Source organism: Bradyrhizobium ottawaense (assembly GCF_900099825.1).
Lineage (GTDB): Bacteria > Pseudomonadota > Alphaproteobacteria > Rhizobiales > Xanthobacteraceae > Bradyrhizobium > Bradyrhizobium ottawaense_A.
Genome location: NZ_LT629693.1, coordinates 1,672,886 through 1,695,309, shown reverse-complemented (window position 1 = coordinate 1,695,309; position 22,424 = coordinate 1,672,886). Strand labels below are relative to the sequence as shown.

The 22,424-nt window shown below is 61.7% G+C and carries 17 protein-coding genes; 15 read left to right on the top strand and 2 right to left on the bottom strand.

Going from position 1 to position 22,424, the window contains the following annotated elements; translation table 11 throughout:
• Window positions 1-8: 8 nt before the first annotated feature.
• The gene (locus tag BLR13_RS07910) at window positions 9-3,119 is read left to right on the top strand and encodes a multidrug efflux RND transporter permease subunit (protein WP_074825717.1); all 3,111 of its coding nucleotides are present in this window, start codon (window positions 9-11) and stop codon (window positions 3,117-3,119) included.
• A gap of 474 nt (window positions 3,120-3,593) precedes the next feature.
• Here BLR13_RS07910 and BLR13_RS07905 read toward each other — a convergent pair whose 3' ends face one another.
• Window positions 3,594-4,097 (bottom strand): winged helix-turn-helix transcriptional regulator, encoded by a 504-nt coding sequence (locus BLR13_RS07905; RefSeq protein ID WP_074825719.1) that lies wholly within the window; start codon window positions 4,095-4,097, stop codon window positions 3,594-3,596.
• A 195-nt stretch (window positions 4,098-4,292) separates the two neighbouring features.
• Between BLR13_RS07905 and BLR13_RS07900 the strand changes: the two genes are divergently transcribed.
• The 14 genes from BLR13_RS07900 to BLR13_RS07835 all read left to right on the top strand — a co-directional run bounded on the left by BLR13_RS07900 (window position 4,293) and on the right by BLR13_RS07835 (window position 19,511).
• Window positions 4,293-4,931, top strand: a complete 639-nt coding sequence (locus BLR13_RS07900; protein WP_074825721.1) for a 2-hydroxychromene-2-carboxylate isomerase — start codon at window positions 4,293-4,295, stop codon at window positions 4,929-4,931.
• 64 nt (window positions 4,932-4,995) lie between these two features.
• On the top strand, window positions 4,996-6,540 hold the full coding sequence (locus BLR13_RS07895; protein ID WP_349517046.1) for a class I adenylate-forming enzyme family protein: 1,545 nt from the start codon (window positions 4,996-4,998) through the stop codon (window positions 6,538-6,540).
• Between the two features lie 44 nt (window positions 6,541-6,584).
• The gene (locus tag BLR13_RS07890) at window positions 6,585-7,322 is read left to right on the top strand and encodes an SDR family oxidoreductase (RefSeq protein ID WP_074825727.1); all 738 of its coding nucleotides are present in this window, start codon (window positions 6,585-6,587) and stop codon (window positions 7,320-7,322) included.
• Window positions 7,323-7,334: 12 nt separating this feature from the next.
• Window positions 7,335-8,516: an acyl-CoA dehydrogenase family protein gene (locus tag BLR13_RS07885; RefSeq protein ID WP_074825729.1), complete on the top strand. Its 1,182-nt coding sequence runs from the start codon at window positions 7,335-7,337 to the stop codon at window positions 8,514-8,516.
• A 23-nt stretch (window positions 8,517-8,539) separates the two neighbouring features.
• Complete coding sequence (locus tag BLR13_RS07880) at window positions 8,540-9,670, top strand: acyl-CoA dehydrogenase family protein (protein ID WP_074825731.1); 1,131 nt, start codon at window positions 8,540-8,542, stop codon at window positions 9,668-9,670.
• 14 nt (window positions 9,671-9,684) lie between these two features.
• A complete protein-coding gene (locus BLR13_RS07875) occupies window positions 9,685-10,872 on the top strand; it encodes an acetyl-CoA C-acyltransferase (protein ID WP_074825732.1) in 1,188 nt (395 codons plus the stop codon).
• A gap of 20 nt (window positions 10,873-10,892) precedes the next feature.
• On the top strand, window positions 10,893-11,900 hold the full coding sequence (locus tag BLR13_RS07870; RefSeq protein WP_074825734.1) for an NAD(P)H-dependent flavin oxidoreductase: 1,008 nt from the start codon (window positions 10,893-10,895) through the stop codon (window positions 11,898-11,900).
• Between the two features lie 73 nt (window positions 11,901-11,973).
• Window positions 11,974-13,179, top strand: a complete 1,206-nt coding sequence (locus BLR13_RS07865) for an ABC transporter substrate-binding protein (RefSeq protein ID WP_074825735.1) — start codon at window positions 11,974-11,976, stop codon at window positions 13,177-13,179.
• A 76-nt stretch (window positions 13,180-13,255) separates the two neighbouring features.
• Window positions 13,256-14,425 carry an iron-containing alcohol dehydrogenase gene (locus BLR13_RS07860; protein ID WP_074825738.1) on the top strand — a complete coding sequence of 390 codons (1,170 nt, stop codon included), beginning with the start codon at window positions 13,256-13,258 and terminating at the stop codon, window positions 14,423-14,425.
• 89 nt (window positions 14,426-14,514) lie between these two features.
• Complete coding sequence (locus BLR13_RS07855; RefSeq protein ID WP_074825740.1) at window positions 14,515-16,341, top strand: AMP-binding protein; 1,827 nt, start codon at window positions 14,515-14,517, stop codon at window positions 16,339-16,341.
• Window positions 16,342-16,392: 51 nt separating this feature from the next.
• On the top strand, window positions 16,393-17,220 hold the full coding sequence (locus BLR13_RS07850) for an enoyl-CoA hydratase-related protein (protein ID WP_074825741.1): 828 nt from the start codon (window positions 16,393-16,395) through the stop codon (window positions 17,218-17,220).
• A 144-nt stretch (window positions 17,221-17,364) separates the two neighbouring features.
• A complete protein-coding gene (locus BLR13_RS07845; RefSeq protein WP_074825744.1) occupies window positions 17,365-18,069 on the top strand; it encodes an SDR family NAD(P)-dependent oxidoreductase in 705 nt (234 codons plus the stop codon).
• 25 nt (window positions 18,070-18,094) lie between these two features.
• Window positions 18,095-18,745, top strand: a complete 651-nt coding sequence (locus BLR13_RS07840; RefSeq protein ID WP_074825746.1) for a TetR/AcrR family transcriptional regulator — start codon at window positions 18,095-18,097, stop codon at window positions 18,743-18,745.
• Window positions 18,738-19,511, top strand: a complete 774-nt coding sequence (locus BLR13_RS07835) for an enoyl-CoA hydratase-related protein (protein ID WP_074825748.1) — start codon at window positions 18,738-18,740, stop codon at window positions 19,509-19,511. The genes BLR13_RS07840 and BLR13_RS07835 overlap by 8 nt, the downstream gene beginning before the upstream one ends.
• Window positions 19,512-20,024: 513 nt before the next feature.
• Here the strand turns inward: BLR13_RS07835 and lon are convergent.
• Window positions 20,025-22,421, bottom strand: a complete 2,397-nt coding sequence (gene lon / locus BLR13_RS07830) for an endopeptidase La (protein WP_074825750.1) — start codon at window positions 22,419-22,421, stop codon at window positions 20,025-20,027.
• Between the last annotated feature and the right edge of the window lie 3 nt (window positions 22,422-22,424).

Genomic DNA, 22,424 nt, shown 5'->3' with positions numbered 1-22,424 from the left:
GGTGCGTGATGAATATTTCCGAACCCTTTATCCGACGGCCGATCGCAACCGCACTGGCGATGTCCGGTCTCGCGATGGTCGGCCTCGTCGCGTATTTGCTTTTACCGGTCGCGCCGCTGCCGCAGGTCGACTTTCCGACTATCCAGGTGACGGCCCAGCTGCCAGGTACGAGCCCCGAGACGATGGCTTCCTCGGTCGCCAGCCCGTTGGAGCGGCAGTTGGCGCAGATGCCGGGCGTAGCCCAGCTCACCTCCGTGAGCGGCATCGGAATATCGGTGATCTCGATACAGTTCGACCTTGCCCGCAATATCGACGCCGCAGGTCAGGACGTGCAAGCCGCGATCAACGCCGCTGGCGGACAATTGCCGAAGAATTTGCCGTCACCGCCGACCTATCGGAAAACCAATCCGTCGGACGCGCCTGTGATGGTGCTGGCAATGACTTCGGACACGCTGCCGATGACGACGGTAAGCGACTTTGCCGACAACATCTACGCGCAGCAACTCTCCCAGGTCGACGGGGTCGCTGCCGTGCTGATCGCCGGTGCGCAAAAGCCCGCGGTGCGCGTCGAAGCCAATCCGATCGAACTCGCGGGCCGTGGCCTAAGTCTTGAAGACCTGCGGTCGGCGATCGCGACAGCCACGCTCAACGCTCCCAAGGGCACGCTGAACGGGCAGCGCCAGGGTATTACACTTGAGAACAACGATCAGCTGTTCAACGCAGCGGGCTATCGCCCGGTCATCGTTGCCTGGCGCAACGGCTCGCCGGTCCGGCTCGGCGACGTCAGCACTGTGGTGGATGGCGCCGAAAACATTCGCGGGTCCGGCACTTATAATGGACAGCCGTCGGCCATCCTCATCATTCAGCGACAACCCGGTGCCAACGTCATCCACACCGCCGAGCACATCAAGGCCGCGTTGCCGCGGCTGAAAGCCTCGATCCCCTCCGCTATCGACGTCCACATCGTCACCGATCGTACCCAGACGATCCGCGCCTCGGTCGAAGAGGTTCAGTTCACGCTGATGCTCACCATCGCGCTGGTGGTGATGGTGATCTTCCTATTCCTGCGCAACGGGTGGGCGACGGTGATTCCCGGCATCACGGTTCCATTATCGCTGGTCGGCACATTCGCGGTGATGTATGTGCTCGGCTACAGTCTCGACAACCTTTCACTGATGGCATTGACGATCGCGACGGGCTTCGTCGTCGACGACGCGATCGTGATGGTCGAGAATGTGGCGCGTTACCTGGAGCAGGGATACTCGCCGCTGGCGGCAGCGCTGAAGGGCTCGCGCGAAATCGGCTTCACGATCATCTCGATGAGCCTGTCGCTGATCGCGGTGTTCATTCCGGTATTGCTGATGGGCGGCATCATCGGCCGGCTGTTCCGTGAATTTGCCGTCACCGTGAGCGTGGCGATCCTGGTATCGACCGTCATCTCGCTGACGTTGACGCCGATGATGTGCGCGCAACTGTTGCAGGACGAAAGGCACAGGCAGCACGGCCGGCTCTATGTTCTCAGCGAGAAGTTCTTCGATGGCATACTGGCGGTTTACGAATCCGGTCTGCATTGGGTGCTGCGTCACCAGCGGCTCACGCTGATGGCGACCATCGCGACCATCATCCTGACCGGCTATCTCTATGTGCTGATCCCGAAGGGCTTCTTTCCGCAGCAGGACACTGGATTCATCGTCGCCGTATCGGAATCCTCGCAGGACGTTTCCTATCCGGCCATGCTGGAGCGGCAGTCGCAATTGGTACGTATCCTGATGGCGGATCCCGGTATCGACGGCGTGATGTCCGCGGTGGGCGTCGGAGGCGTCAACCAGACCATGAATAACGCCCGTATGTTCATCAATCTCAAGCCGCGCAACCAGCGCGATGCGAGCGCGAGCCAGATCATCGATCGGCTGCGGCCGAAGCTTGCCGCCGTGCAGGGCATTGCGCTGTTCATGCAGGCATCGCAGGACATCAATGTCGGCGGACGTGCGAGTCGCACGCAGTATCAATTCACGCTTCAGGACAGCGACCTCGATGAGCTCGATCACTGGGCACCGATCCTGCTTCGGACCTTGCAGGGAATTCCGTTGCTACGGGATGTTGCGACCGACCAGCAGATCGCAGGTCCGACGCTGCGGCTCGAAATCAATCGAGATACGGCATCGCGGCTCGGCGTCGCCACGCAGGCGATCGACGACACGCTCTACGATGCGTTCGGACAGCGCAAGGTCGCGCAATTCTTTACGCAGCAAAACAGCTATTGGGTGATCCTCGAGGTCGATCCGCAGTTCCAGCTCGATCCAAACGCACTCGACCTGATCTACGTACCCTCCAGCAGCGGACGCCAGGTGCCGCTGAGCGCATTGGTCGAACAAAAGCGCACCGTGCGGTCGCTATCGGTCAGCCATCAGGGCCAGTTCCCCGCGATCACACTGTCATTCAACCTGACAGCAGGTGCCGCGCTCGGCCAGGCCGTTGAGGCGATCGAGAAGGCAAAGCGGGATCTCAACGTCCCGGCCACCCTGATCACCACGTTCGAGGGGAACGCCCAGGCCTTTCAGGATTCGCTTAAAACCCAGCCTCTCCTGATTCTCGCGGCACTGATTGCGGTTTATATCATCCTGGGAGCGCTCTATGAGAGCCTGATCCATCCAATCACGATCCTGTCGACCATCCCCTCGGCCGGCGTCGGCGCCCTGCTGATCCTGATGGCATTCAACCTCGAGCTCAGTGTCATCGCGCTTATCGGCATCATCCTGTTGATCGGCATTGTCAAGAAGAACGCCATCATGATGATCGATTTTGCGATCCATGCCGAGCAGACTGAGGCCATGGACCCGAAGGATGCGATCTTCCAGGCGGCGCTAAAACGTTTTCGCCCGATCATGATGACGACGTTCGCGGCGTTGCTCGGTGCCCTGCCGCTTGCGCTCGGGCACGGGACCGGCGCGGAGATCCGCCAGCCGCTCGGATATGCAATCGTCGGCGGCCTGCTGGTATCGCAATTCCTCACACTCTACACGACGCCGGTGGTCTACCTCACGCTGCACCGCTTCAGCCGCAAGCGAGACAGCAAGGTTGCTCTACGCCCGGTCGACGCCGCGATTGCAGCGAAATAAAGGAGTGAATTGTTCGTACGCGTCACGGGATGCTTTGCCGCTGGCAACCGATGCTGGCAACATGCCGGTTGCCGAGTAAGCGTTGCGCCTACGCTCGGGACTCGATCGGTTTCAGTTGCTGGATATACTGATAGCATCGATCGACAGTAGTGAGGTTACCTTCGTGTTAGAGCCAATTTCGGCTGGGACCAGTCGTCTTGTACACCGGGGTTTGGCGGCGCCAAGCCGAACCTTGCGCGCCGGAAAAATCGCGAACGGTGCGATAGCTAACTCGGCTAGCATCAATGCTGCGAAGATCGCACTCTTCAGGTCCGGCGGTTTGTCTCGCCCCGAAAGGTAGCGCAGATGGTTCAGTGCAATACTGCGACCAGCGAATCTAGGCCATGGACATTGTTGCGCTAGACGACCTCTTTCTAGCCTTAGCTTGGAAGCAGGTGGACGTCCGCGAAAGCGCGACCTTGACTAAATTCATGCTCAACCTGACGTCCTATCGCGGCTCGAGACCTTGGCACGCTCCGGCGAGGATCGTCGCACACCGGGACCCGGATGCACATGAACGGCCTTGGCGGTCAGCGGTTCACCGCATTCCGAGCAGACCATGACGGGATCGAACATCTTCTTGCAGTTCTTGTGCTCGTGCAGCAGCGGCCGTCCGCGCGAGTCGACCATGTGGATGTTGCCCCAGTGCACGATTGACATGATGATCGGATAGAGGTCGAGGCCCTTCTGCGTCAGGATATACTCGTAGCGCTTGGGCGCTTCCTGATAGGGAATCTTGCGCAGCACGCCGAAGCGTACGAGTTTCTTCAGCCGGTCGGCCAGCAGGTGCCGGGTAATCCCAAGCGACGACTGGAATTCGTCGAACCTGCGGATACGAAGAAAGCATTCGCGCAGGATCAGCAGGCTCCAGCGGTCACCGATAACCGCCACGGTGCGGGCCAGCGAGCACGGCTCCTCTTCGAGGGCATCCCATTTCATCAGCGTCTCCAGCGATCTCCGACGACAATACAAATAAATTCTAAATCAGAACTCATGACATTTCAATAGGATGCCGTAGCTGAGCGAATTGCATGATGAACATCATGTTGACAGTTCTAAAAGAGAACTCTATCGATTGCAGGACAATCAATCGGGCGGCAAACAACCGCCGCTGGTCGAAGGAAAGGGCGTTCCATGGCTGCTCCGCTCAAAGTCGAGTTTCACTTCGATTTCGGCAGTCCCAACGCCTTTCTTGCCGAATTGGCGCTGCCGGCGATCGAGCAGCGTACGGGCGTCAAGTTCGACTACGTTCCGGTATTGCTCGGCGGCGTCTACAAGGCGACCGGCAACATGTCGCCCGCCGAGTCGCTGCGCGGGATCAAGAACAAGCCTGAATACAACGCGATCGAGACCCAGCGCTTCCTGCGCCGCCACAGCATCACGAAATTCCAGCTGAACCCGTTCTTTCCCGTGAACACCCTGACGCTGATGCGCGGCGTCGTCGCAGCCGATCTCGAGGGGCTGTTTGAGCCCTATTTCCGCGCGGCCTATCACCACATGTGGGTGGAGCCCAAGAAGATGGACGACCCGCAGGTATTCCGCGATGCATTCCTGGCTTCCGGGCTCGACATCGATCGCATCATTGCCCGTGCCCAGCAGGACGACGTCAAAAAGAAGCTGATCGAGAATACCAACAGCGCGGTGGCGCGGGGCACGTTCGGCTCGCCGACCTTCTTCGTCGGTGACGAGATCTATTTCGGCAAGGACAGTCTGCGCGAGGTCGAGGAACAAATCCTGGCACAGTTGGGCACGACGCAGCGCAAGACCGCGTGAACATACCTCAGGGTCCTGAGCGAATCGGGCCCGGAAAGGGCCTTGGCAACGGGAGGTGTTATTGGTGAGTTGGCAGCAGGCCGCAGCCGAGATCGTGAATACCCTGCCGCACCGTATCCACGAGGTGATGGACTCCCATGTCGTTGCTTCACCTGACCGGACGGCGCTGATCGACGACAAGGCCAGCCTGACCTATCGCGAACTCGATCGGATGGTCGGGAGCACGGTGGATGCGTTGCGGGCGCTCGGCATCCGCGCTGGCGATCGCCTGATGCTTGTCAGCGAGAACTCGATTCCGCTCGCCTGTCTGCTGTTCGCCGCAAGCCGCCTCGATGTCTGGGCGATTGTCGCCAATCCGCGGCTGTCGCCGCGCGAACTCGACCAGATCAGGGATCACAGCGGCGCCAGGCGCATGCTCTTCACGGCTGACATTTCGGAAGAAGCGGCCGCGCACGCGGCGCGCTGCAACGCGCCGGTGCAGGATACCGGGGCGCTCCGCGGCATTGGCGTTTCCGCGCTGAACCAGGTAACGCAGCCCGAGCCGGTCGAAGCCGATGGCGCCCGCCAGGTCGCGGTCCTGATCTACACCTCCGGCACGACCGGAACGCCCAAGGGCGTCATGCTCACGCATCGGAACCTGCTGTTCTCGGCCAGGAGTACCGCGACCTTACGCAGCATGACGGCCGAGGACGTGCAGTATTGCGTGCTGCCGATCTCGCATATCGTCGGTATCTCGCTGCTGACGATGACGCTGATGGTTGGCGCGGTGACCCGGCTGGTCAGCAAGTATAGTCCGGCCGGGCTCGCCAAGGCGCTGGCCGAGGAAGGCATCACGATCCTCAACGGCGTGCCCGCCACCTATCAGCGCCTGCTGGAACACAAACAGACGGCGGGCTTGCCCAAACTGGAGCGTGGCGCGTTGCGGCTGATGGGCGTCGCGGGGGCGCCGCTCGATCTCGAACTCAAGGCGCGGGTGGAGAAGGAACTTGGACTTCCCCTGTTTAACGCGTTCGGTATCACCGAATGCTCGCCCGGGATTTCCAGCGTTCGGCCGGAGGCGCCGCGCAGCGACAATTCGGTCGGTACCCTGATTTCGGGCATCGAGGCCAGGGTCGTCGCGCACGACGGCGCCGTCGTGGCGAACGGCGCGATCGGCGAATTGCATGTCCGCGGGCCCAACGTGATGCGCGGCTATTACCGCGCGCCCGATCTCACGGCGAAAGCGATCGATCCGGACGGCTGGTTCAACACCGGTGACCTCGCGCGCTTCGAAGGCGATGCATTGTTCATCGTCGGCCGCACCAAGGAGATGATCATCCGTTCCGGCTTCAACGTCTATCCGGCCGAGATCGAGGCGGTGCTGAGCACTCATTCCGACGTGGTGCAATGCGCCGTGGTCGGGCGGCCGGTCGAGGGCAATGAAGAGATCGTGGCCTTCGTTCAGCTGCTGAAGGGAACCGGGGCTACCGTGCAGGACCTGATGGCTCATGTCGCGCCGCAGCTCACTTCCTACAAGCGGCCATCCGAGATCATCCTGATGGACGCGCTGCCCGCCACTTCGACGGGAAAGCTCCTGAAACACAAATTGGCGGAGTCGCTGCGCAAATGAAGCGGGCGAGATCGCTTCACCCCTAGCAAATTCGGAGAAGACCCTTGCAGAAGAGAAACAGAACAGTCGCGGTAATCGGCGCTGGCGATTTTATCGGTGGCGAGATTGCCAAGAAGTTCGCCTCCGAAGGCTTCACCATCTTTGCCGGCCGCCGTAACGGCGACAAGCTCGCGCCGCTGGTCAAGGAGATCGAGGCCGCGGGCGGCGAGATCCATGCCCGTTCGCTCGACGCGCGCAAGGAAGAGGAAATCGTCTCCTTCCTCAACGACGCCGACAAGCACGCGCCGCTGGAGGTCTGCATCTTCAACATCGGCGCCAACGTCAACTATCCGATTCTCGACACCACCGAGCGGGTGTTCCGGAAGGTCTGGGAGATGGCGTGCTATTCCGGCTTCCTCGCGGGACGCGAGGCGACGCGGCTGATGCTGCCGCGCGGGGAGGGCAACATCTTCTTCACCGGCGCTACCGCGTCGCTCCGCGGCGGCTCCGGTTATGCCGCGTTTGCCAGCGCCAAGTTCGGCCTGCGTGCCGTGGCCCAGGCGATGGCGCGGGAGTTGGGACCGAAAAATATCCATGTCGCCCATCTCATCATCGATTCCGGCGTCGACACCGAATGGGTACGCCAGCGGCGGATCGAGGCGCTGGGGCCGGATGCGCTGGACAATCCGGACCTGCTGATGCCGCCGTCGTCGGTCGCAGCGTCCTACTGGCAGCTCTATCAACAGCCGAAGAGTGCCTGGACGTTCGAGCTGGAAATCCGCCCCTTCGGCGAAAAGTGGTAGGGAGCATCTGCCATGGAGCTCGCGCTTTCACCCGAGGATGCCGCGTTCCGCGATGAGGTGCGCGCCTTCATCGCGGATAATTATCCGGCGGAGATGCGCGTTGCCAATCCCGAGACCGATTTGAGCAAGGAGCAGATGTTGTTGTGGCATCGCATCCTGCACAGGAAAGGCTGGATCGCACCGCTGTGGCCCAAGGAGTTCGGCGGACCTGGCTGGTCGATTACCAGGCGTTTCATCTTCGAACAGGAGACGACCCGTGCCGGCACCATGCCGCCGCTGGCCTTTAGCGTCACCATGGTCGGACCCGTCATCTACACCTTTGGCAATGAGGCGCAGAAAAAGAAGTTTCTGCCCCGCATTCTGTCGGGCGAGGACTGGTGGTGCCAGGGCTATTCCGAACCTGGATCGGGCTCTGATCTCGCCACCGTCCGTACCAAGGCGGTGCGTGACGGCGACAACTATGTCGTCAACGGCCACAAGACCTGGACGACCTTGGCCCAGCACGCGGACTGGATTTTCTGCCTGGTCCGGACCGATCCGACCGCAAAGCCGCAATCCGGCATTTCGTTCATCCTGATCGACATGAAGTCGCCCGGCGTTACCGTGCGTCCGATCATCACCATCGACGGTTCGCACGAGGTCAACGACGTATTCCTCGAAAACGTCCGGGTCCCCGTCGAGAACCTGATCGGCGAGGAGAACAAGGGCTGGACCTACGCCAAATTCCTGCTCGGCAACGAGCGCACCAGCATGGCCGGCATTGGCCGCTCGACACGGTACATCGAGAAGTTGAAGAAGATCGTGAAGGCCGAAATTCCGGCCGATGATCCGGCGCACCTCGAATTCCTCAAGGAAATCGCACATGTCGAGCTCGACGTACTGGCGCTGGAGGCGACCGAACTGCGCGTCGTGGCGCAGATGGCTCGTGGCATCGATCCGGGACCGGCGGCGTCGCTGTTCAAGATCCGCGGCACCGAGATATTCCAGAACATCACCGAATTGACCCATCGGGCGATCGGCAACTACGGCTTGGCGATCCGTGAGCATCCGGTCAGCGCCAATCATTTTATGCCCGGCCCGGACTTCGGACATACCGCGTCCGAGAAATACCTGAACTCACGCAAGCTCAGCATCTACGGCGGATCCAACGAGATTCAACGCAACATCATCGCCAAAGCAGTGCTCGGTCTCTAGGGATCGGCAAACAGGGGAATCGGATGGATATCCAGTTCACGGAAGAACAGGAACTGCTGCGATCCAGCGTCCAGCGGCTGTTGCGCGACCAGTATGATTTCGACGCGCGCCGCAAGATCGTCGCGAGCGAAGAGGGCTTTAGCCGCAAGCAATGGCAGGCATTTGCCGAACTCGGCCTGTTCGCTGCATCGTTCTCCGAAGACGTCGGCGGTCTCGGCGGCGGGCCGCTATCGACCATGATCATCATGCAGGAGTTCGGCCGTCACCTCGTGATCGAGCCGTTTGTCGAAACGGTCGTGCTTGCGGGTGGCCTGATCGAACAGCTCGGCTCCAAGGAACAGAAGCAGCGCTTTATCTCCGACATCATTGCGGGACAGACGACCTGGGCGCTGGCCTGGACTGAAAAGGGTTCGCGCTTCGACCTCGCCAGCGTCTCGACCACGGCGCGCCGCGACGGCACGGAGTATCTGCTGAGCGGCGAAAAGACGGCCGTGATCGCCGCGCCTTGGGCGGATTATCTGATCGTCTCTGCCCGCACCTCCGGCCATCGCCATGATCGTGGCGGCGTCAGTCTGTTCGTGGTCGATCGCCGTGCCGCCAATCTCGACCTGCAGAGCTTCAAGACCATCGACGGCCGCCGCGCCGCCGAAATCAGCCTGCGCGACGTCAGGGGAGAGTTGCTCGGCAGCGAAGGCGAGGGCGTGGGCGCGCTGGAAGCCTGCCGCGACCGCGCCATCGGCGCGCTCTGTGCGGAAGCGGTCGGCGCGATCGCCGAGTTGAACGCCGCGACGCTGGAATACTCCAAGACCCGAAAACAGTTCGGCGCGACGATTGGCTCCTTCCAGGTGTTGCAACACCGGATGGTCGATATGTTCATCGCGCATCAGGAAGCGTTTTCGTTGATGCAGCATCTCAGTCTCAGCCTCAGCGCCGGCAAAGCCGGTGTCTCGCGGCTCGCTTCCGGCGCCAAGTCGAAGATCGGTTATGCCGGCAGGTTCGTTGCCGACCAGGCGGTGCAGCTTCACGGTGGCATGGGCATGACCGACGAGTTGAATGTCGGCCATTACTTCAAGCGAATTTCTTCCATCAACATCCAGTTCGGCGATCCCGCGTTCCACGTGTTGCGCTACGCGCAGCTCGACGCGGCCGCCTAGGCAGAGAGGCAAGCATGACCACAGAAGCAGTTATCGTTTCCACCGCCCGCACCGGCGTCGGCAAGGCTTATCGCGGCGCGCTCAACAACACCGAGGGCCCGACCCTGGCCGGCCACGTGATCGCCGAGGCAGTCAAGCGCGCTGGCATTGCGCCCGGCGAGGTCGAGGACGTGGTGATGGGCTGCGCCATGCAGCAGGGCACCATGGTGATGAACGTCGCTCGCAAGGGGGCGATCCGCGCAGGCCTGCCGGTGACGGTCGCCGGCACTACGATCGATCGCCAATGCGCCTCCGGCCTGCAGGCGATCGCGGTCGCTGCGCGCTCGGTGATGCATGATGGCGTCGAGGTCGCGATCGGCGGTGGGATCGAGTCGATCAGCCTGGTGCAGAACGAGCACATGAACCGCTTCCACGCGGTCGATGACGAGCTGATGGCGATGAAGCCGGAAATGTACATGTCGATGCTGGAGACCGCCGAGGTCGTCGCGTCGCGCTACAACATCGGCCGCGATCAGCAGGACGAATATTCGCTCGAATGCCAGCGCCGCGTCGGCGCCGCGCTGCAAGGCGGCCGCTTTAACGACGAGATCGTGCCGATCACGACCAAGATGGCGGTCGTCAACAAGGATACCAAGGAGATCACCTTTCAGCAGGTGACCCTGGCAAAGGATGAAGGCCCGCGGCCTGATACGACGGCGGAAGGACTTGCAAAAATCAAACCGGTGTTCGAGGGCAAGACCATCAGCGCCGGCAACGCCAGCCAGCTCTCTGACGGCGCCTCGGCCTGCGTGATCATGAGCGACAAGATCGCCGCGCAGAAGGGCCTGAAGCCGCTCGGCATCTTCCGCGGCTTTGTCGCCGCCGGCGTTGAGCCGGACGAGATGGGCGTCGGCCCGGTCGTCGCGATCCCGCGGCTTCTGAAACGGCACGGCTTGAAGATCGACGACATCGATCTCTGGGAGCTGAACGAGGCCTATGCGGTGCAGGTGATCTACTGCCGCGACAAGCTCGGCATCGACCCGGAAAAGCTCAACGTCAATGGCGGCTCGATCGCAATCGGCCACCCCTATGGCATGACGGGTGCGCGGCTGACCGGCCACCTCCTGATCGAGGGCCGGCGGCGCAAGGCAAAGTACGGCGTAGTGACCATGTGCATCGGCGGCGGCATGGGCGCGGCGGGTCTGTTCGAAATCGTCCACTGATCGGAAAATGGAGTTTTCACGTGAAGACAGCAATCACTGAACTGTTCGGCATCCAGCACCCGATCATCCAGGGCGGCATGCATTATGTCGGCTTCGCCGAGATGGCCGCAGCCGTATCGAATGCCGGCGGCCTTGGCATCATCACCGGTCTGACCCAGAAGACACCCGAACTGCTCGCCAAGGAAATCGCCCGCTGCCGCGACATGACCGACAAGCCGTTGGGCGTGAACCTGACCTTCCTACCGAGCTTTACCGCGCCGCCCTATCCGGAATACATCGCCGCGATCAAGGAGGGGGGCGTGAAGGCCGTGGAAACCGCCGGCCGCAGCCCCGAACAATACATGCCAGCGCTGAAGGCCGCCGGCATCAAGGTGATCCATAAATGCACCTCGGTGCGGCATTCGCTGAAGGCCGAGAAGATTGGCTGCGACGCCGTTAGCGTCGATGGCTTTGAGTGCGGCGGCCATCCCGGCGAGGATGACATCCCGAACATGATCCTGCTGCCGCGCGCCGCGGATGAACTGAAGATTCCGTTCGTGGCCTCGGGCGGCATGGCGGATGCACGCAGCCTGGTCGCCGCGCTGTCGATGGGTGCTGCCGGCATGAACATGGGCACGCGCTTCATCGCCACAAAGGAAGCGCCGGTCCATCCCAATGTGAAGAAGGCGCTGGTCGAGGCCAGCGAACTCGACACTGTGCTGGTCATGCGTGCGCTACGCAACACTGAGCGCGTGTTGAAGAACAAAGGGGTCGACCACCTCCTCGAGATCGAGCGCGAGAAGGGCGCGAGCCTGAAGATCGCTGACATCCACGAACAGGTCGCGGGCGTTTATCCGAAGGTGATGCTCGATGGCGAAATGGATGCCGGCGCCTGGAGCTGCGGCATGGTGGTCGGGTTGATCCACGACATCCCGACGGTGAAGGATTTGATCGATCGCATCATGGCCGAGGCTGAGCAGATCATCCGCCAACGTCTGGTCGGGTTCCTCGACGGCGTCGAACCGGCAAAGGCGATGAAGGTCGCATGACGTGAGCCGCGACCGAACCTGACGGCCTGAGAAACAACGCGCACGGCGCGAACCGGTGCAAAGGGAGAGAGACATGAGTATCAGACTAGGTTTCGCGGCCGCATGCGTGACCGCTTCGCTGCTCGCGTCATCAGCTCTGGCCGCCGACGAGCTCGGCGTCACCGCGACGGAAATCAAGATCGGCGGGATATTTCCGTTCAGCGGTCCGGCGTCTTCGATCGGCCTGGTCGGCAAGGGCGTGGTGGCCTATGTGCAGTTGATCAACGATCGGGGCGGCATCAACGGCCGCAAGATCAATTACATCGCGATGGACGATGCCTACAGTCCGCCGAAAGCGGTAGAGCACGCCCGCAAGCTGGTCGAAAGCGACGAGGTATCGTTCATCTTCGGGCAACTCGGCACGCCCGGAAATTCGGCGACGGCGAAATATCTGAGGGGTAAGGGCGTTCCCTCGATCGCGATCGTCAGTGGCTCCAGCAAATTCACCGAGATCGCTGATTACCCGCTGACCACGACCGGTCTCGTCAGTTACCAGACCGAGGGAAGAATTTACGCCAAATTCCTCGACAAGGCGTTGCCCGGCGCAAAATATGCGATTCTTTTCCAGAACGACGATCTCGGCAAGGACTACGTCAGCGCCTTCAAATCGTTCCTGAAGGGAGAGTTCGACAAGCGTGTCGTCACGGCGGCCTATGAGGTGACCGAGCCGACCGTGGACTCCCAGGTCGTCAATCTCAAGAGCTCGGGCGCCGAGGCGCTGTTCATTGCCGGGACACCGAAATTCGCCGCGCAGGCGATCCGCAAGGTTGCGGAGATCGGCTGGAAGGCCAAGGTCATCATCAACTTTCCGTCGGGTTCGATCGGCGGCACTTTGAAGCCGGCCGGCCTTGAGAATTCCACCGGCGTCATCGTCGGAACCATCAACAAGGACCCCACCGATGCGAAGTGGAGTGGCGACGAAGGCATCCAGGCTTACAAGGCATTCTTTGCCAAGTACCTGCCGGGCGCGGATTTCGAGAACACCAGTTATCTCACCGGCTACATGCAGGGCATGATCCTTGAAGCGGTACTCCGGCAGTGCGGCGATGACCTCTCCCGACAGAACATCGTCAAGCAGGCCAAATCGCTCAGTCACGTCGTGCTTCCCACCGCCTTTCCGGGAATCGAAGTGAACACCAGCGAAACCAGCAACATGATCTGGAGCCAGATGCAGTTGCAGCGCTGGAGCGGCAGCAGCTGGGAACCGTTCGGCGGGATTTTAGACGCAAGCTCCGAGTGATGCATGAGAGGATGGGGAGCCGTGAAACACGCCCGAGGCCCCATTTCGCGATTACTGCCACAAATGGAGGACCAGCATGACTAAAGCCGGGTTTCATCAATATCCGCCGATGGATCAGGTGATCTTCGGAAAGCCGGCCGGCCAGGCCTTGCGCGAGGAAGCCGAGAAACGCGGTGCCAAACGCGTGTTCCTCATCGTCAGCAAAACGCTGAACACGCAAACCGACGAGATCGAGAAGATCCGCAACGCGCTAGGCGACAGATATGCCGGTACCTTTGACGGCGTTCCGCAGCATACGACGCGTGCGTCGGCCGTTACGGCGACGGCTGCGGCCGCAGCGGCGAAAGCGGATTTGATCGTCGCCGTGGGCGGCGGCTCCGTGGTTGATGCGGCTAAGATCGTCCTGATGTGCCTTGAGCACAATATCACCGAGGAATCCGGCCTCGATGGATTCGAGCTAGTCTCGACGCCGGAGGGGCCGCGGCCCGGTCCATTTCGCGCTCCGAAGGTCAGGATGATCGCGATCCCCAGCACGCTCTCGGGTGGCGAGTATAACTCCGGAACTCTCGTGACGGACTCGCGCAGGAAGCTGAAGCAGATATTCAGTCATCCGATGATGATGCCGCTGTCGATCATCCTGGATCCGGAAATCACGCGGCACACCCCGCAGACGCTGTGGCTCGGCTCAGGCACGCGTGCGATGGACCACGGGATCGAAGCGGTTTGCTCGCCGAGAGGCAATCCTCTGGTGGAAAGTGTGTGCCTGCGCGGTCTGCGGTACCTGTACGACGGCCTGCTGGCCACGAAGGAAAATCCGGACGATCTGGAAGCCCGGCAATTCTGCCAGCTTGGCTCCTGGATGTCCGCCTTCGGCTTGCAATGCCGCGTTCCGATGGGAGCAAGCCATGCGATCGGACATGTGCTCGGCGGTACCTGCGATGTTCCGCACTACCTTTGTACAGCGGTCATGATGCCGAGCGTGCTGAAATACAATCAACCCGTGACGGACGAGGCGCAAAAGCGAATAGCCGAGGCCTGGCGAGCGCCGGACGCCAGGGCCAGCGATACCTTCGCCCAATTCATCGGCCGATTGGAATTACCCGGCCATCTTTCGGAGGTCGGCGTGACCCAGGACAAGTTTGAACTGATCGGTCGTAACGCGATGCTGTCGGTGTTCACCCGAGCGAACCCAAGGACCATCGAAGGGCCTGAGGATATCGTCGACATTCTCAGGCTTGCTGCATAGAGGCGGTGCGGCCCGAGCGGGCCGGACGACGCAGGATCCCTTTTGCATTCAACGCGAAGCATAGATCGTCGGACAGGAGCAACGGCCGCATGACCCTTCACCAATCTCCAGCTGTTCTCTCTGAAGGCCCCCAATTCGCGCCACGGGAAATCCGGATCGAGAAACGCACCGACGGGACGCTCGTCCTGCGGTCCCCGATCGCGTTCGAGAACCCGCAATGGTCGATCCTGGATTTCATTCCGGAATGGGCGGAGAAGGCGCCACAACGCGTATTTCTTGCCCAGCGCGGCGGCGACGGCGAGTGGCAGAAGCTCTCCTACGCCGAACTATGGCAACGGGTGCAGTCGATCGGGCAGGCCATGATCGATCTGGGCGCCAGGCGCGGCGACAAATTGGCCATCCTCTCCAGCAATTCGATCGAGCATGCGATCGTGATGTTCGCGGCGATGTCGGTCGGGGTCGTCGCCGCTTCGATATCGCCGAACTATTCGCTGATGCCGGGCGGACTGGCTCGCCTGCAGGACATCGCAACGCTGCTGCAGCCCTCTTTCGTCTTCGTGCAGGACAGCGAGGTCTATTCGGGCGCACGCAAGATCCCGGAGCTTGCGTCCGCGACATGGATCGCAGCAGATCAACGGCCTGGAATTGTCTCGCTTCAGCCACTTTACCTGACGCGTCCCGGCGCGGAATTCGAGCAGGCCTTTCGTTCGATCGACAAGGAGGCTGCCGCAAAAATCCTGTTCACCTCGGGTTCGACAGGGCTGCCGAAGGGCGTGATCAACACGCACAAGATGATGGCAAGCTCGCTGCAGATGGGGGCATTGCTGGTGTCGCCTCGCGAGGCACCGGTACAGGTCGAATGGCTTCCGTGGCATCACACGATGGGAAGCAACGTCATCCTGAACGGCATTCTGAAGCATGGCGGTACGCTCTATATTGACGAGGGGCGTCCGGTCCCGCAATTGTTTCACAAGACGATTGCCAATCTAAAGGACGTATCGCCGACCGCCATGTTCAACGTGCCGGCGGGATACACGCTGTTGTGCGAAGCCCTGGAAACCGACCAGGATTTGCGTACCAACTTCTTCCGGCAACTCGATCGGATGAGTTACGCAGGAGCTGCGATATCGCGGACCACGCTGGACAAGCTGTATCAGCTGGCAAAGGCCGCGACAGGCAGGCCGATTCCGGTGATGTCCGGTTACGGTGCGACCGAAACGGCTCCCACGATCAGCACCACGCACTGGGCAACCGACACGCCGGGCGAGTTGGGCCTTCCGGCTCCGGGGGTGGAGTTGAAACTCATCCCCGCCGGCGACACCTATGAGGCTCGCGTGCGCGGCCCGAATGTGACACCAGGCTATCTGGGCCGGCCGGATTTGACGTCGGCGGCGTTTGACGATGAGGGTTTCTATCGGGTCGGCGACACCATATCCTTCATCGATCCTGCCAACCCAGGCCGCGGACTGTGCTTCACCGGCCGGGTTTCCGAAAATTTCAAGCTCGCCAACGGGACATGGGTGGCTGTCGGCAATCTGAGAGCCGCACTGCTGGCGGCTACGCACGGTGTCTTGCAGGACGTCGTCATTGCCGGCGAAAATCGCCACTCATGCGCCGTGCTGGGTTGGCTAAATCCGGTCGTGGCCAGGAAGCACGCTGCCAATGCCGACAGCAACCTCAACTGCGACCCGGGCGTGATCGCCGTTCTCCAGCAAAGTTTACGGCTTTACAATGCCGGTGTTGGAAGCAGCGAGCGCATCTGCGCCCTCACGCTGCTCGAGGAGCCGCCTTCGCTGGCGGCCGGCGAGATCACGGACAAGGCCTACGTCAATCAACGCGCCGTCCTGATCAATCGGGCGGCGCAGATGGAACTTGTCTATTCGTCCGAACCGTGTGGCCAGGTGGTGGTCATTTAGGAGACAGGGAGAGATCCCGACTTCGGCAGTAACGAAACAGGAGCGGTCGAAATGGCAAGTGATCAGATCGAGATCGACACCGGGACCAGCGAGCTATTGTGTGAAATCCGCGATCGCGTCGCGCTCATCACGCTCAATCGCCCCGAAGCGCGCAACGCGCTCTCTGACCATCTGACGCCGGCCCTGCGGCGGATGATCAAGCAATGCGGCGATGACCCTGCCGTCGGGGCGTTGCTGATCACGGGCGCGGGCGCGGCCTTTTGCGCCGGCGGCGACGTCAAGGGCATGGGCAGCAATTCCAGCAAGGCTGAAACGCCGTTTGAAGAACGCGTCGCCGACCTGCGAACAAGGCAGCGCACTTTGACTGGCGCGCTGGTGGCGGTGAGGAAGCCGACGGTCGCAGCACTTCCAGGTCCCGCGGCCGGCGCCGGGATGGCGCTCGCGCTCGCCTGCGATATCCGCATTGCCGGTGAATCCGCGATCATGTCCACCGGATACGCTCGCATCGGGTTGACGGGCGATTACGGTGTCGCGTGGTTGCTGACCCGGTTGGTCGGAACCTCGCGCGCGCGGGAACTGATGTTCCTGTCGGAGAGGATCGACGCCCGGCGTTGCGAGACACTTGGTCTCGTCAATCGTGTGGTGCCCGACACGGAGCTTCGCGAGGCAGCGTTTGCGCTCGCGAAGTCGCTGGCCGAGGGACCGTCGATCGCGCTCGCCTACATCAAGGATAACCTTGACCATGCCTTGAAATCAGACTTTCTGGATTCAATGGATCAGGAAGCGGAAAACATGGTGCGGTCGTCGCGGACGGCCGATCACAAGGAGGCTGTGGGCGCCTTCATCGGCAAGCGCAAGCCCGCATTCGCGGGGCGTTAGACCCGTCCGTCCCGCCAGCTCACACCGAATTTGATTGCGTTATATTATGGATATCATCTAACATGATAAAATCAAAACCGAGCGTTTGGTGTCCAATGCTGTTCAGAATCCTGTCACGGCGATGCAAGTCCCTACGAGGCGTCAGTGGCTGACAAACCGATTGCCATAGTGACGGGTGTCGGTCCGGGCACGGGCTCCGCGATTGTCCGGCGCTTCGCCGCAGAGGGATTTCGTGTCATCGCCCTGGCGCGCTCGCCGGACCGCATCCGCGCGCTGGAACAGGAACTCCCCGATACCCACGCGATGATTTGCGATGTCTCCAGCGAGAGCCAGATCGCAGACACCGTTGCCAACATACGCAAGTCATACGGCTCCCCGAATGTCCTCATACACAACGCGGTCGGGGGCGGGTGGGGGACATTTCTCGAGATCGAGCCAAAAATGCTCGATCGGAATTTTCAAGTGAACGTGATGGGCCTGTTGTATCTGGCGCGCGAAGTCGCGCCGGACATGATCAAGGCAGGTAACGGCGCCATCCTCGTCACCGGCAACACCTCCGCCATTCGCGGCAAGGCGAATTTTGCGGGCTTTGCCCCGACCAAGGCGGCCCAGCGCATTCTATCGGAATCGATAGCGCGCGATCTCGGACCGCGCGGTATCCACGTCGCATACGTCCTGATCGACGCCGTGATCGATGTACCGCGCATGCGCGAACGTCTGCCGGACGCACCGGACGATTTCTTTATCAAGCCATCCGCCATCGCCGATGAACTGTGGCACCTCTACAAGCAGGATCGCTCGGCATGGTCCTTCCTCAGCGAGCTTCGGCCCTTCGGGGAAAAATGGTGAGCATGAGCATGCTTGAGAGCCGGCGATGCGCTATGTAAAGGGCCATGGGCTGCAGACCCGGGGCCGGATCGTCGAGGAAGCCTCTTGTGTTCTGCGTCAGGCCGGCGTCGACGGCGTGAGCGTGGCCGATTTGATGAAGCTCGTCGGTCTCACGCACGGTGGCTTCTACTCTCATTTTGAATCGCGCGAAGCTCTGGTTATCGAGGCGTTCGCCTCGGCGATGGATCGAACCATGGTTCAGTGGCGGAGCCACACGAAGGGGATGCCGGCCGACGAGCAGTTCGACGCGTTCATTGAAGCATATCTGAGATCGGGCCATCGTGATGATCGGGCACACGGTTGCGTGCTGCCGGCGCTCGGTACCGATATCGCCCGTTCGAGCCGGAAGGCGCGCGGCGTGTTTGCGAGGAAGCTTGACGAAATGATCGGCGTGATCGCCGGGTTGTTGCCGGGGAAATCGCAAAAGCAGGCGCGCCAGATCGCAACAGGCGCGCTCGCAACCTTGATGGGCTCGATCGCGCTCGCACGAGCGGTCGGCGATAACAAGCTGTCCGATGAAATTCTTGGAGCCGGCCGGCAGGCTCTAAGCGGTCAATCCGCCAGGCGAAAACCGCTGACAGCATCCGGAGTCCGGCGACCGAACAAAAACTGCAAGGAGACGAACGATCATGACTGAACATGTAAAAACCGAAATCGACGCCGGCATCATGACATTGACGCTGGCCCGCGCCGACAAGAAGAACGCCCTGAGCAACGCCATGTATAGCGCGATGTCGGATGGGTTGGAGCGCGCGGAGAGGGATCCGGCTGTCCGCGTCGTTCTGTTCCAGGGCGACGGCGACAGCTTTACGGCAGGAAATGACCTGGCCGATTTCAGCGCCCAGGCCAACGGCAAGGACACCGGCGAGCCGCAGGCGCATCGGTTCATCAGCAATCTCGGCAAGGCCACCCGTCCGCTCATTGCCGCCGTGCAAGGCAACGCGGTCGGCGTCGGCACCACGATGCTGCTTCATTGCGACCTGGTGTTCCTGGCCGACACCGCCAAGCTGATGACGCCGTTCGTCAACCTGGCGCTGGTTCCGGAGGCCGCCTCCAGCTGGCTGCTGCCGGCGCGGATCGGACATGTCCGCGCCTACGCCATGTTTGCGCTGGGAGAACCGCTCGATGCCGCTACCGCATTGGCCTGCGGCCTCGCCAACGCTGTGGTGCCGGTCGCAGAGTTGCGCGCCAAGGCGCGGGCAGCGGCCGAAGCCCTCACCAAACGGCCGGCTGGCTCGCTGAACCACACCAAGGCATTGATGCGGGATATTGACAAGATCGCCGCCCAGATCAGCCGGGAAGGCGCATTGTTTCGCCAGCGCCTGCAGACCGGCGAAGCGCGCGAGGCCTTCGCGGCGTTTGCCGAGCGCCGCAAGCCTGATTTTTCGAAGGTCGCGGGATAAGGTCGCGAAACCACCGAGAAGTTTCTGGCCGCCACTTCGGAGGCCGACCACTGGATGCGCAAGAACCCAAACTGGCGGCCTAGATCGGTACCCGCTGGATTCTACCGAGCCGGCTGCTGGTGGAATGGGAGCCCCAATAGGCTGGCGCGTCCTGGAAGGCCAGCGGCGATCCAATTGCCTGTTAACTCCCCGCAGATCCCTGTTCGTCCTGATAATTTCCCTGTTAAGCCGCTTAGGGAAATCGTCTGAACGTGGCTGCGGCGCAGCGGTTTTCTCAGCTTAGAGGTCGCAATCCAGCCTGAAAATTGCAATTTTCCCTGAAAAAGTCCCTGTTTGCAGGGAAATTGGCTGGAGACCGGTGCGATCACCACTGCGTCGCCAGCCGCGCTTTCCGGCGTTCTCTGCGCTGGTTCGCGAGGGCCAAGCATGCGGTCGCCGCTTGCTTATTGCTCCAACCAAAGGGCGTAGTTTGGCCAGCGGCCGCAATCAGAAAATGTGAGGAACGACTGTCAACTATTCCGCGGCGGCGGGGGCTATCCTGGCGCCACCCTCCAGAGCTGCGGCAATCGCGTCGTCAACCCGTTCGAGCCAGATGAATTCCAGTTTGCTGCGCGCGCCCGCCGGGATTTCGTCGAAATCGCGCCGGTTCCTTGCGGGCAGCATGACGCGGGTCAAGCCTGCGGCGGCGGCGGCGACCACCTTCTCCTTGATGCCACCAACCGGAAGCACCAGGCCCCGCAGTGATATCTCGCCGGTCATGGCGGTGTCGCTGCGGACCGTGCGATCCGTGAGCAACGAGGTGAGGGCGGTAAACATCGCGACACCTGCGCTCGGGCCATCCTTCGGCGTCGCACCGGCGGGTACGTGGACGTGGATATCGCTCTTCTCGAAGATGGCGGCATCGATGCCGAGCTGCGATGCCCGGCTCTTCACCAGGGTCAGGGCGGCCTGCACGCTCTCGCGCATCACCTCGCCAAGCTGGCCGGTGAGGATCAGCACGCCTTTCCCGGGTATGCGCGAAGCCTCGATAAAGAGAATGTCGCCGCCGACCGGCGTCCAGGCCAGCCCGGTTGCCACCCCGGGAATGCTGGTGCGCATGGCGATCTCATTCTCGAACCGCGGCTGACCGAGCAGGGGCGCGATGTCCTTTGCGGTGACAATCACACGGCTCGCACTGCCTTCCGCGACCTGGACCGCGACGTTGCGGAATACCTTGCCGATCTCGCGCTCGAGATTGCGAACACCCGCCTCGCGGGTATAGCTCTTGATGATCAGTCTGAGGGCATCCGGATCGATCTCGACCTGTTCGGCCTTCAGCCCGTTGGCCTCGAGCTGGCGGCGAACCAGATAGCGCCGCGCGATCTCGAGCTTCTCGTCTTCGGTGTATCCCGCGAGACTTATGATCTCCATCCGATCCAGCAACGGCCCCGGAACACTGTCGAGCATGTTTGCGGTAGCGACGAATACCACGCGCGAGAGGTCGAACGGCACGCCGAGATAGTTGTCGCGGAACGTCGCATTCTGCTCGGGGTCGAGCACTTCGAGCATTGCGGCGGAGGGATCGCCCTGAATTCCGCGTCCCATCTTGTCGATCTCGTCTAGCATCATCACGCAATTGCGCGCGCCGGCTTTCTTGATCGCCTGAATGATGTTGCCCGGGAGTGCGCCGATATAGGTGCGGCGATGACCGCGGATCTCGGCCTCGTCATGCACGCCGCCGAGGCTGACCCGGACGAACGGTCGCGCCATCGCGCGTGCGATGGACTGCCCCAGGGAGGTCTTGCCGACGCCAGGCGGTCCGACGAAGCAGAGGATAGGCGCCTTGCCGCCCGGTGACAGCTTCCTCACAGCCAGATATTCGATAATCCGGCTCTTGATCTTTTCCAGGCCGTAGTGGTCTTCGTCGAGAATTCGTCGCGCCTCGGCAATGTCGATCGGCTTTTCTTCCGGCAGGCTCCAGGGCAGCTCGATCAGCCAGTCGATGTAGCTTCGGACCATGCCGGCCTCCGCGGCGGCCTCCGGCATCCGTTCATAGCGGCGGAGCTCCTTTCGCGCCTGGCCCTCGGCCTCTGGCGGCATTTTGGCCCTGACGATCGCTTCGTTCAACTCCGCCACCTCCTGCGCCTTCCCGTCGCCTTCGCCAAGCTGGCGCTGGATGGTTGCCATCTGCTCGCGAAGGATCGCCTCGCGTTGACGCTCGTCGAAGGTGGCCTTGGTCTGCAGCCCTATCTCCTGGCTGAGCCGCAGCACCTCGATGCGTTCGCCCAGATGGCGCGAAACCTTGTCCATCCGCAGCGCAAGATCGACCGTCTCGAGGATTTCCTGCTTTTCCTGCGGCTTGATGTCCATGTAGGAGGTCGCAAGATCGGCCAGGGTTGCGGGCGAGGTCGTGCCCTGCAGCGCCGCGATCAATTCCGGCGGCACCTGCGGCAGCAGCTGCGCGGCCTCAAGGGCCTGCCGTTGCAAATTCAGGAAGCGCGCCTCGATCTCCGGGGAGCTGGTCGTGGGCTCCGGTATCTGAAGAACACGGGCCGTGAGAAACGGCGTACCCGGGAGGTAGTCAAGCACGCGCATGCGTTGCACGCCCTGGCAAACGAGGTGATGGCTTTCGTCGGGTCCGGTGAGGTAGCGAACGATATTGGCGACGGTGCCGACGCGGTACAAATCGTCGGGGCCGGGTTCGCTCACCTCCGCATCGCGCTGAAGCAGGATGCCGATCTGGCGCTGTTCGCGCACCGCTTGCTGTGCGGCGGCAATGGATTTCGGCCGCGCTATGGTAATCGGCATAATGACGTCGGGAAACAGCACGGTATTGCGCACCGGGACAATGATGAGAGCATCTCCCGGAATCGGAGCGGAATGATCGGACGACGACACTGGCGCTGAGCTTGATACATCGGAAGAGGACATGCC

Excerpts from the sequence above, each read along its gene's own strand:
- BLR13_RS07910 (WP_074825717.1), top strand. The coding sequence starts at position 9 with ATGAATATTTCCGAACCCTTTATCCGACGGCCGATCGCAACCGCACTG.
- BLR13_RS07905 (WP_074825719.1), bottom strand. The coding sequence starts at position 4,097 with ATGAAATGGGATGCCCTCGAAGAGGAGCCGTGCTCGCTGGCCCGCACC.
- BLR13_RS07900 (WP_074825721.1), top strand. The coding sequence starts at position 4,293 with ATGGCTGCTCCGCTCAAAGTCGAGTTTCACTTCGATTTCGGCAGTCCC.
- BLR13_RS07885 (WP_074825729.1), top strand. The coding sequence starts at position 7,335 with ATGGAGCTCGCGCTTTCACCCGAGGATGCCGCGTTCCGCGATGAGGTG.
- BLR13_RS07880 (WP_074825731.1), top strand. The coding sequence starts at position 8,540 with ATGGATATCCAGTTCACGGAAGAACAGGAACTGCTGCGATCCAGCGTC.
- BLR13_RS07875 (WP_074825732.1), top strand. The coding sequence starts at position 9,685 with ATGACCACAGAAGCAGTTATCGTTTCCACCGCCCGCACCGGCGTCGGC.
- BLR13_RS07865 (WP_074825735.1), top strand. The coding sequence starts at position 11,974 with ATGAGTATCAGACTAGGTTTCGCGGCCGCATGCGTGACCGCTTCGCTG.
- BLR13_RS07860 (WP_074825738.1), top strand. The coding sequence starts at position 13,256 with ATGACTAAAGCCGGGTTTCATCAATATCCGCCGATGGATCAGGTGATC.
- BLR13_RS07855 (WP_074825740.1), top strand. The coding sequence starts at position 14,515 with ATGACCCTTCACCAATCTCCAGCTGTTCTCTCTGAAGGCCCCCAATTC.
- BLR13_RS07850 (WP_074825741.1), top strand. The coding sequence starts at position 16,393 with ATGGCAAGTGATCAGATCGAGATCGACACCGGGACCAGCGAGCTATTG.
- BLR13_RS07840 (WP_074825746.1), top strand. The coding sequence starts at position 18,095 with ATGCGCTATGTAAAGGGCCATGGGCTGCAGACCCGGGGCCGGATCGTC.
- BLR13_RS07835 (WP_074825748.1), top strand. The coding sequence starts at position 18,738 with ATGACTGAACATGTAAAAACCGAAATCGACGCCGGCATCATGACATTG.
- lon (WP_074825750.1), bottom strand. The coding sequence starts at position 22,421 with ATGTCCTCTTCCGATGTATCAAGCTCAGCGCCAGTGTCGTCGTCCGAT.